Source organism: Nonomuraea sp. B208 (genome assembly GCF_057536035.1).
This window is the reverse complement of sequence record NZ_BAAJOU010000024.1, coordinates 347,472-356,701: the sequence shown is the minus strand read 5'-3', so window position 1 is coordinate 356,701 and position 9,230 is coordinate 347,472. Positions and strand designations below refer to the sequence as shown.

Genomic DNA, 9,230 nt, shown 5'->3' with positions numbered 1-9,230 from the left:
CCCGTGCGCGTCCTGCGCGAATGGGCGAACCCCCTCGACGGCCGCACCTACCCGGTCGTGCCGATCAACAACGACGCGGTCAACTTCGGCCCGTTCCCCATCACCCCCGCCTTCGCCGGGCCGCCCGTGCGGCGGCTGCACGACGAGACCGTCTGGACCAGCGACATCGCCGTCCGCGCCGACTACGGCGCCACCCTGGGCGAGACGTTCGGCCTGGTCGGCGGCGTCTACACGGCGCAGGAGATGTTCGAGTTCCAGGTGGACGACCGCGAGGTGGCCGCGCGGACCGTCCCCGGCGAGATCCCGGACGGCGCGATGAAGGTCAAGGTGAGCTGGACGCGCACGGCCCCGTGGGCGCCGTTCATGGGCCTGGCCGAGAGCGAGGTGCGCGGGCAGCTCACCTACCGCGCCCACGCCTGGTCGCTCGACTCGTACGCCGACGTCGAGCCGTGGCTGCGCGCCGAGGTGGAGGCCCATCACCCGCTCTACACCGCCGCGCCGGACGAGCCGGGGCCGAGCCAGAACTCCTGGACCTCCTTCCACGCCAAGCAGCTCGACAAGGGCGCCATGACGTGGGCCGGCTGGTGCGCCGCCCACGGCCGGCCGTGAGCACGCCGGTCCTCGACCCGCTGACCGGCCGGATCGAGCGGCCCCTGCGTCCCGTCCCGCCGGACCGGCTCGCCGGGATCGCGGCCGGGCTGCGCGCGCGGGCCGCCGGGTGGGCGGCGGCGGGGCCGGCCGGGCGCGGCCCGGTGCTCGCCCGCTTCGCCGCGGCGCTGGCCCGCGACGAGGACCTGCTGGCCGCGCTGGTGGCCGACACCGGGCGGGTCGCCGAGTCGGTGCTGGAGCGGCAGGTCGTCGCGGGGGCGGTCGAGCGGTGGGCGCGGCGGGCGCCCGCGCTGCTCGCCCCGCCCGCCGGGTTCGCCGCCGAGCTGCCCGGGGTGCACGTGGCCGGGGACGCGGTGCCGTACGAGCTGGTCGGGGCGATCACGCCGTGGAACTTCCCGCTGCTGCTCGGCCTCCTCGACGCCGCCCCGGCGCTGGCCGCCGGCTGCGCGGTGCTGGTCAAGCCGAGCGAGGTGACGCCGCGCTTCATCGAGCCGCTGACCCGGCTGGTGCCCGGCGAGCTGCCGCTGGCGGTCGTCGAGGGCGGGCCGGCCACCGGGGCGGCGCTGGTGGGGCTGGTGGACGCCGTGGTGTTCACCGGCAGCGTCCCCACCGGGCGGCAGGTGGCCGAGGCGGCGGCCCGCGCGTTCGTCCCCGCGCACCTGGAGCTGGGCGGCAAGGACCCGGCGATCGTCCTGGCCGGGGCGGACCTCGACCGGGCCTCCTCGGCGATCCTGTGGGGCGGCACCGCCAACGCCGGCCAGTCCTGCCAGTCGATCGAGCGGGTCTACGTCGCCCGCGAGGTCCACGACGACTTCCTGGCGCTGCTCGCGGCCAAGGCGGAGCGGACCCGGCTGACCTGCGAGGGCGGCCCCATCGGGCCGATCATCGCGCCCGACCAGCCCGGCGTGATCGCCGCCCACCTGGCCGACGCCGCGGCGCGGGGCGCGGTCGCGCACACCGGCGGGACGATCGAGCGGCACGGCGGCGGCCACTGGTGCCGCCCCACCGTGCTGTCCGGCGTGGACCACTCGATGCTGGTGATGACGGAGGAGACGTTCGGGCCGGTGCTGCCCGTCATGGCCGTGGACGGGCCGGACGAGGCGGTCGCGCTGGCGGCCGACTCGGCGTACGGGCTGTCGGCCGCCGTGTTCGCCGCCACCGAGGAGGAGGCCATGGCGGTGGCCGCCCGGCTGCCGGTCGGCGCGGTCAGCGTCAACGACGCCGCGCTCACCGCGCTGGTGCACGAGGGCGAGAAGCACTCCTTCCGCCTGTCCGGGCTCGGCGGCTCGCGCATGGGGCCGGCGTCGATCGCCCGGTTCCTGCGCCGCCGGGCCTTCCTGGTCAACCGATCCCCCGCCGCCGACCCCTGGTGGCACCCGACGGAGGAGTAGCCGATGGGACTGCGCGAGGAGATGCCGCTGCTGGCCCGGCACGAGGGCGAGTGGGAGGGCGAATACCTCCATCTCGGCCGCGACGGCGCCCTGCTCGACCGGCACCGCGTCCACATGACGTGCCGCATCGCCGGCGACGCCGCCTACCACCAGACCAACCGCTACACCTGGGACGACGGCCGCGCCGAGGTGCACGAGTTCCCTGCCGCGTACCTGGGCGGCGGCCGGTGCCGCATCGACACCGACCGGCTGGAGGGCGAGTTCCGCGAGGTGGACGACAGCACGATCTACCTCACCTGGCGCTACAAGGGCCGGCCGCTGCGGCTGTTCGAGCTGATCGTGCTGAGTGAGGACGGCCGCTCCCGCAGCCGGGTGTGGCAGTGGCTGGAGGACGGCGTGTGCGTACGCAGGACGCTGATCGACGAGCGGAGGACCGGCGCGTGACCGCCTACCTGGCCCTGGCCCTGCAGCTCGGCACGCGGGCGATCAACGCGGCCGCCGACCCGCGCGCCGAGATCGCCGCCGCCGTCGCCCACGTCTCCGAACGGGTCGCGGGCTCCAAGGCGTGGCTCGGGCCGGAGCTGCGGCTGGTGGTGCTGCCCGAGTACGCGCTGACCGGCTTCCCGATGCGCGAGAGCCTACCGGAGTGGCGCGAGCGGGCGGCGCTCGACCCGGGCGGGCCCGAATACCGCATGCTGGCCGGGATCGCCGTCCGCGACGAGGTGTTCCTGTGCGTCAACGCCTACGAGCGCGACGAGCACTTCCCCGGGCTGTACTTCCAGGCGACGGTGATCCTCTCCCCCGCCGGGGAGGTGGTGCTGCGTTACCGGCGGCTGCACTCGCTGTTCACGCCTTCGCCGTACGACGTGTGGGAGCGCTACACGGAGGTGTACGGCATCGACGGGGTGCTGCCGGTGGCCCGCACCGAGATCGGCAACCTGGCGGCGCTGGCCTCGGAGGAGGTCCAGATGCCGGAGCTGGCCCGCGCGCTCGCCCTGCGCGGGGCCGAGGTGTTCTGCAACCCCACCTCGGAGGCGTCCTCGCCCGATCTGACGCCGAAGGCGATCGCCCGCCGCGCCCGCGCCGTGGAGAACCTGGCGTACGTGGTGGCGGCCAACTCCGGCGGCCTGACCGGCACCGCCGTCCCCGGCGACTCCGTCAACGGCGGCTCGGAGCTGATCGATCCCCAGGGCCGGGCCCTCGCACGGGCGGGGTCGGGCGAGACGCTGGTCGCCGCGGCCGAGCTGGACCTCGCGGCGCTGCGCCGCGCCCGCCGCCGCCCCGGCCTGGCGAACCTGCCGAGCCGGGTCAAGGCCGCGCTGTGGGCCGACGAGTACGCCCGCCACGACGTCGAACGCCCCTGCGGCCTGGAGGCGGGCCCTCGCGAGCGCGCCTGGTTCCGCGCCCGCCAGTCCGAGACCATCGCCCGCCTCCTCGGCCCGGAGGAACCCCCGGCCTAACTCTCCTTGGCCAGGGAGTCGCCGTCGGTCGACAGGTGCACCACGTTGTCCTCGATCCTGGCGACCTGCTCGGGCGCGACGTACAGGTCGCGCGCGAACAGCCCGCGGCCGTCCACCTTCACGAAGCCGGTCCGCAGCAGCCGGGCCGCCAGCACGGGGGGCAGGTCGGGCTCGGCGTGGCTGAAGACGTCCGACAGCACGGGCACGAAGCCGGGGCCGCGCCCGGTCCGCTGTCCGTCGGTCTGCTGCCCGTCGATCTGCTGTCCGTCGGTGGTGGCCGCCTGCGGGTCGCCCATCTTGACCAGCTCCACCGTCCCGACCTCCTTGCCGTCGCGGTCGACGACCTTCATGCCGGTGTGCACCTGGCTGATGCCGGGCCGCTGAGGGATCTGCACGGCAACGCTCCTTCGCTCTCGGTCCGGCCGTCACGACTACCCAGCGCGGGGGCGGAAAGTCCTGCCGAACTGGGTGGACGCGGCGTGGGATGGCGGCTCAGGATGGCGGTGAGCCCGCCTCTCGGCCGGAGGACCATCGCATGCCCGATCTGGACGGATTGTCGTACGAGCCGCTGACCCCCGTCTCCTTCCTCGACCGGGCCGCCGACGCGCACGGCGACCGGATCGCCGTGATCGACGGCGACCGCCGCGTCACCTACCACGAGCTGCGCGAGCGCTGCCGCCGGATGGCGGGCGCGCTGGCGTCGCCGGCGCGGGGCCGCCCGGTGGCGGTGCTCGCGCCGAACACCTCCGTGCTGCTGGAGGCGAACTTCGGGGTGCCGTGGGCGGGCGTGCCGCTGGTGGCGATCAACACCCGGCTGGCGCCGGGCGAGGTCGGCTACATCCTGGAGCACTCGGGGGCGGGCGTGCTGGTGCACGACCCGGTCTTCGACGGCCTGGTGGACGCGGCGTGCGCCGGACTGGCCGAGCCGCCGCTCCGGATCCGGGCCGGCGCGGAGTACGAGGACCTGCTCGCGAAGGCGTCGCCGCTGGCGCTCACCCCGGCCGACGAGCGGGCGCTGCTGTCGATCAACTACACCTCCGGCACCACCGGCCGCCCGAAGGGCGTCATGTACCACCATCGCGGCGCCTATCTGCAGGCCCTCGCCATGGTGGGGCACGCCGGGCTGTCGCCGGCCACCGTGCACCTGTGGACGCTGCCGATGTTCCACTGCAACGGCTGGTGCTTCCCGTGGGCGGTGACGGCGGCGGCCGGGACGCACGTGTGCCTGCCGAAGCCGGACCCGGCCGAGGTGTGGCGGCTGCTGCGGGCCGAGGGCGTCACCCATCTGGAGGGCGCGCCGACCGTGCTGTCCATGATCGCCCACGCGCCGGACGCGGCTCCGCTGGAGCGCACGGTGCGGGTCTCGACGGGCGGCGCGCCGCCGTCCCCCGCGATCCTGCGCCGCGTGTCGGGCCTCGGCTTCGACGTCATCCACCTGTACGGGCTCACCGAGACCTTCGGCCCGGCGATGATCTGCGACTGGCGGCCGGAGTGGGACGAGCTGACCGGCGAGCGCCAGGCGCGGCTGAAGGCCCGGCAGGGCGTCGGCAACATGATCGCCTGCACCGCCCGCGTCGTGGCCGCGGACGGCCGCGACGTGCCCGCCGACGGCGCGACGGTCGGGGAGATCGCGCTGCGCGGCAACAACGTCATGCTCGGCTACTACCGCGATCCCGAGGCGACCGCGGCGGCCGCGCCTGACGGCTGGTTCCGCACCGGCGACCTCGGCGTCCGCCATCCCGACGGGTACGTGGAGCTGCGCGACCGCAGCAAGGACGTGATCATCTCGGGCGGCGAGAACATCGCCTCGGTGGAGGTCGAGCAGGCCATCGCGGACCATCCGGCGGTGCTGGAGGTGGCGGTCGTCGCGGTGCCGGACGAGCACTGGGGCGAGGTGCCCGCCGCGTACGTGACGCTGCGCGAGGGCGCGACGGCCACGGCGGAGGAGATCAGGGAGCACGTGCGGGCGCGGCTCGCGCGGTTCAAGGTGCCGAAGCGCGTGGAGTTCGGCGAGCTGCCCAAGACCTCCACCGGCAAGATCCAGAAGTACGTCCTGCGGGACGAGGCCTGGGCAGGCCGGGAGCGCCGCATCCACTGAGGCCGCTTTCAGACAATCTGCAGAAAAGGTAAGTACCCTCCCCCACCATGAAGTGGCAGCGTAAGATCACCACCGCGCTGGAAAGGCACACGGGCCTGCGCATCGAGCGGGTGTCCAAGACCTCCGGCCCGGCCGCCAAATCGGTCGTGCCCGCCAAGAAGGCCGCCGACGTCTCGTTCCGCCCGCCGGCGGACCCCGAGGCGGACCGGCTGCTGAGGGCGCCCGTGTTCGTCATCTCCCCCGTGCGGTCCGGCTCGACGCTGCTGCGCTCGATGCTGAACTCCCACCCCGACCTGCACGCCCCGCACGAGCTGCACGTCCGGCGGCTCGGCGTCGACTTCGGCACGAGCCTGGCCGAGAAGGCGATGGCCGCGCTCGGCCACAACAAGGCCGACCTGGAGCACCTGCTGTGGGACCGGGTGCTGCACCGGGAGCTGGTCCGCAGCGGCAAGCGGTACGTCGTGGACAAGACGCCCGCCAACGCCTTCGCCTACGAGCGCCTGGCCGCCTGCTGGCCGGACGCGCGCTTCGTGTTCCTGCTGCGCCATCCCGCCTCGATCGCGACCTCCTGGCACGAGGCCAGCCCGGACAAGCGCACGCCCGAGGAGGCGGCGAAGGACGCGCTGCGCTACATGAAGGCGGTGGAGCGTGCCAGGAAGGCGCTGCCCGGCCTCACCGTGCGCTACGAGGAGCTGACCGCCGACCCGGAGCGGACGCTGCGCGGGATCTGCGACTTCCTCGCCATCGCGTGGGAGCCCGCCATGCTCAGCTACGGGACTCCCGAGGTGGTGACCAAGGGTCTCGGCGACTGGAAGGACAAGATCCGCTCCGGGCAGGTGCAGCCCGGCCGCGAGCTGCCGGGGCCCGAGGAGGTGCCCGACGTCCTCAAGGGGATGGCGCGCACGTGGGGGTACCTCCCGTGAGGATCCGCTACATGCTGCTGCACGCGTACGGGATGGGCGGCACCATCCGCACGGTCGTCAACCAGGCCAACGCGATGGCCGAGGCGGGCCACGACGTGGAGATCGTCAGCGTGGTGCGCCGGCGCGGCAAGCCGCAGTTCGCCATCGACCCGCGGGTGCGCCTGTCCGCGCTGGTCGACCAGCGCGACGGGGTGTCGGCCGACTCCCTGGTGCGCAAGGTGTGGCGGCGGGCCCGCGGCAAGATCGTCCCGTACGGCGAGTTCGCCGCCGAGTGGTTCACCGAGCGCGTCGAGGCCGCCGTGATGGACTACGTGTCGTCGCTGAACGACGGCATCCTCGTCACCACCCGCCCGGCGCTCAACCTGATCTCCGCCCGCCGCGCCTCGCGCAAGGTCATCAGGATCGCCCAGGAGCACATGAACCTGGCCGCCTACCACGAGGCCGTACGCGAGCAGATCGCCCGCCACTACGGCCGCTTCGACGCGGTCGCCGTGCTGACCGAGACCAGCCGCGCCGAATACCACGCCATCCTGGACGACACGCCCATCGTGCGCATCCCCAACGCCGTCCACATGGACCACCGCGAGCACTCCGACCAGAGCAACCCGGTGGTGATCGCGGCCGGGCGGCTGGTGCCGCAGAAGGGCTACGACATGCTCATCCCGGCCTTCGCCTCGGTGGCGGAGGAGCACCCCGAGTGGCGCCTGCGCATCTTCGGCACCGGGCCTTCGCAGCAGAAGCTCCAGCAGCGCATCGCCGACACCGGCATGGACGGGCGGATCACGCTGATGGGCCGCAGCGACCGCATCCACGAGGAGCTGGCGCGGTCGTCGATCTACGCGCTCAGCTCGCGCATCGAGGGCCTGCCGATGGCGATGATCGAGGCGATGGGCCACGCCCTGCCCGTGGTCGCCTTCGACTGCCCGACCGGGCCCGCCGACGTGCTGGTCTCCGGCCAGAACGGCGTCCTGGTGCCGCCACGCGACGTGCAGAAGCTGGGCGAGGAGCTGGGCCGGCTCATGGCCGACCGCGAGCTGCGGGCGCGCCTTGGGGCCGCCGCGGCGGCGACGGCGCACGCCTACACCCCGGAGGTCGTGATGCCGCTGTGGGAGGAGCTGTTCACGCTGTTGAGCACCGGCCGGCCGGTGCCCGCCGACTTCGGCAAGGCACGCTGACCTCGCCGTACGCGTCAAATCCCGGTCCGGTCCGCCGTCGCCGGGGCATGCCGGGAGCGGGCCGGGAAAGGACCTCCTGAGAACCGACAGGGTGCTCAGGAGGTCGTCATGGCCGCGTCACACAGCATGTTCCGCCGCAAACCGGTCGAGCAGATCGCGGAGGAGCACGAGGGCGAGCTGTCCCGGTCGCTGGGGCTGTGGCAGCTCACCGCGATCGGCGTCGGCGGCATCATCGGGGCGGGCATCTTCGCCCTCGCGGGCGCGGTGGCCAACCAGACGGCCGGGCCCGCGGTGCTGGTGTCGTTCCTGCTGGCGGGGGTGGCGAGCGGGGCGGCGGCGTTCTCCTACGCCGAGTTCGCGGGCATGATCCCGAAGGCCGGCTCCGCCTACACCTACGGCTACGCGGTGCTCGGCGAGATCGTCGGCTGGTTCATCGGCTGGGACCTGCTGCTGGAGTACACCGCGATCGTGGCGGTGGTCGCCATCGGCATCTCCGGCTACTTCGGCTTCCTGGTGGAGGAGCTGGGCCTGCGGCTGCCGGCCTGGATGCTGGGCGCGCCCGGCACCGGGGACGGCCACGTGGTGGACCTGTTCGCCGTGCTGCTGTGCCTGCTCATCGCCTTCCTGCTGAACCGCGGCATCAAGACGGCCGCCCGGTTCGAGACGTCCGTGGTGGCGATCAAGGTCGCGGTGGTGCTGGTGGTGATCGTGGTCGGGTTCTTCTTCATCGACCCGGCCAACTACTCGCCGTTCTTCCCGTTCGGCGTCGGCGGGGCGATCACCGGCGCGGCCACGGTGTTCTTCGCGGTGTTCGGCTACGACGCGATGAGCACGGCGGCCGAGGAGGCGCGCGACGCCCGGCGGCACATGCCGAAGGCCATCATCTACTCGCTGGTCGTCTCGATGATCCTGTACGTGCTGGCCACGCTGGTGCTCACCGGCATGCAGAACTACCGGGAGATCGACCCGGAGAGCGGCTTCTCCTCGGCGTTCGCCTCCGTCGGGCTGCGGGGGCTGGCGGCGCTGATCGCGGTGGGCGCCATCGTCGGCATCCTGACCGTGATGTTCACGTTCATGCTGGGCGTCACCCGCGTGTGGTTCTCGATGAGCAGGGACGGGCTGCTGCCCGCCTGGTTCGCCCGGCTGCACCCGGTGCGGCGGGTGCCCTCGCGGGTCACCTGGATCGTGGGCGTGGCCTCGGCGCTGATCGCCGGGTTCCTGCCGATCAGGGAGGCGGCCGAGCTGACCAACATCGGGATCCTGCTGGCGTTCGTGGTGGTGTGCGCGGCGGTGATCGTGCTCCGCTACCGGCAGCCGGACCTGCACCGGGAGTTCCGCACGCCGGGGATGCCGGTGGTGCCGGCGATCGGCGTGGTGTTCTCCCTCTGGCTGATCACGTTCCTGGAGCCGCTGACCTGGCTGCGCTTCGCGGTGTGGTTCCTGATCGGGCTCGTGGTCTACCTCTCCTACGGCAGGCGGCACTCGGCGCTCAACCAGGGCTGAAGCGGGTTTTGCCAACCCCATACCAAGACAAAGGCGTACGAAAAGGGTCACGACATAGCCTGGGTCCTTGG

9 protein-coding genes are annotated in these 9,230 nt (G+C 73.3%); 8 read left to right on the top strand and 1 reads right to left on the bottom strand.

Annotated features, from left to right (window positions below; genetic code table 11):
• The 4 genes from AC27IY_RS27855 to AC27IY_RS27840 form a co-directional block, all read left to right on the top strand.
• Positions 1-609: DUF1838 family protein (locus AC27IY_RS27855; protein WP_487179724.1), on the top strand; the 609-nt coding region annotated here is incomplete at its 5' end.
• Positions 606-2,000, top strand: a complete 1,395-nt coding sequence (locus AC27IY_RS27850) for an aldehyde dehydrogenase family protein (RefSeq protein ID WP_487179723.1) — start codon at positions 606-608, stop codon at positions 1,998-2,000. The genes AC27IY_RS27855 and AC27IY_RS27850, both read left to right, overlap by 4 nt.
• A gap of 3 nt (positions 2,001-2,003) precedes the next feature.
• Positions 2,004-2,444, top strand: coding sequence for a hypothetical protein (locus AC27IY_RS27845; RefSeq protein WP_344219151.1), 441 nt, complete (start codon positions 2,004-2,006; stop codon positions 2,442-2,444).
• The gene (locus tag AC27IY_RS27840; protein ID WP_344219153.1) at positions 2,441-3,460 is read left to right on the top strand and encodes a nitrilase-related carbon-nitrogen hydrolase; all 1,020 of its coding nucleotides are present in this window, start codon (positions 2,441-2,443) and stop codon (positions 3,458-3,460) included. Before AC27IY_RS27845 ends, AC27IY_RS27840 begins: the two co-directional genes overlap by 4 nt.
• On the opposite strand, the gene AC27IY_RS27835 is transcribed toward AC27IY_RS27840, so the two are convergent.
• The gene (locus AC27IY_RS27835; RefSeq protein WP_487179722.1) at positions 3,457-3,855 is read right to left on the bottom strand and encodes a hypothetical protein; all 399 of its coding nucleotides are present in this window, start codon (positions 3,853-3,855) and stop codon (positions 3,457-3,459) included. The two genes, AC27IY_RS27840 and AC27IY_RS27835, sit on opposite strands and share 4 nt — an antisense overlap.
• A gap of 140 nt (positions 3,856-3,995) precedes the next feature.
• Between AC27IY_RS27835 and AC27IY_RS27830 the strand changes: the two genes are divergently transcribed.
• From AC27IY_RS27830 to AC27IY_RS27815, 4 genes are all read left to right on the top strand, one after another.
• Positions 3,996-5,558: an AMP-binding protein gene (locus AC27IY_RS27830; protein ID WP_487179721.1), complete on the top strand. Its 1,563-nt coding sequence runs from the start codon at positions 3,996-3,998 to the stop codon at positions 5,556-5,558.
• Positions 5,559-5,605: 47 nt separating this feature from the next.
• Complete coding sequence (locus AC27IY_RS27825) at positions 5,606-6,481, top strand: sulfotransferase family protein (protein ID WP_344219159.1); 876 nt, start codon at positions 5,606-5,608, stop codon at positions 6,479-6,481.
• On the top strand, positions 6,478-7,656 hold the full coding sequence (locus AC27IY_RS27820) for a glycosyltransferase family 4 protein (RefSeq protein WP_344219161.1): 1,179 nt from the start codon (positions 6,478-6,480) through the stop codon (positions 7,654-7,656). Before AC27IY_RS27825 ends, AC27IY_RS27820 begins: the two co-directional genes overlap by 4 nt.
• A gap of 108 nt (positions 7,657-7,764) precedes the next feature.
• Positions 7,765-9,159 carry an amino acid permease gene (locus AC27IY_RS27815; protein WP_423448351.1) on the top strand — a complete coding sequence of 465 codons (1,395 nt, stop codon included), beginning with the start codon at positions 7,765-7,767 and terminating at the stop codon, positions 9,157-9,159.
• The last annotated feature ends 71 nt before the right edge of the window (positions 9,160-9,230 follow it).